We start from the raw sequence: 669 nt of genomic DNA, 5'->3' as shown, positions 1-669 counted from the left end.
TGAACGCTGGGGGGGTAATTCTTCAGGAATTAATATTTCCAATATCGACAACTTGGGAAATGTTCACCCCGATACTTTCTGGTGGAGTCATCACATGGGTAATGTCAAAGAACGCCCGTTTTCAGATATTTGGCAAAATACCGACGATGAATTAATGCTGGGGCTACGCATGAGTCCACGTCCTATTGAGGGACGTTGTGCCAAATGTGATTACTTTGCGATATGTGGTGGTAATACTAGGGTGCGAGCTTTCAGTAGTGATGGTGAATATTGGGGAGAGGACCCGGGCTGCTATCTGGATAATCAGGAAATTGGTTTGTCAGAAGACGATATTGATGGTGCCGAGGCAGTTAATACGCACTTGCTTGAAAGTACAAACGCTACACCTCAGGCTGTTTAGGAGAGGCTTATGAATCAAGATAATTTTTCCAATGCTGGCCTAAAACGCCCACAAGAATTGTTTGCTAAAGGTTCTGAAAATAGACGACCTTTTCTACCCGGAGAAGTTGCTCTGATCGGCGCCGGACCGGGTGATCCTGAACTGTTAACCATAAGGGCTCATCGCTTAATCAAGCAGGCTGACTGTGTTATTTATGACCGCTTGGTCAGTGCTGAAGTGATGGAATTAGTGTCGCCCAGGGCAGAGTGTATTTATGTGGGTAAGAAAAG

The 669-nt window shown here is 45.4% G+C and carries 2 protein-coding genes; both read left to right on the top strand.

The genetic code is table 11. The features are described 5' to 3' along the window. A partial coding sequence (locus tag A3735_RS06840) for an SPASM domain-containing protein (RefSeq protein ID WP_156499477.1) occupies positions 1-400 on the top strand: 400 nt, incomplete at its 5' end. Between the two features lie 9 nt (positions 401-409). Continuing rightward, on the top strand, positions 410-669 hold a 260-nt coding region (locus tag A3735_RS06835), incomplete at its 3' end, for an SAM-dependent methyltransferase (protein ID WP_231882464.1).

This window comes from Oleiphilus sp. HI0061, assembly GCF_001635675.1.
Note: the sequence above shows the minus strand (reverse complement) of the source record. Positions and strands in the feature narration are given on the sequence as shown.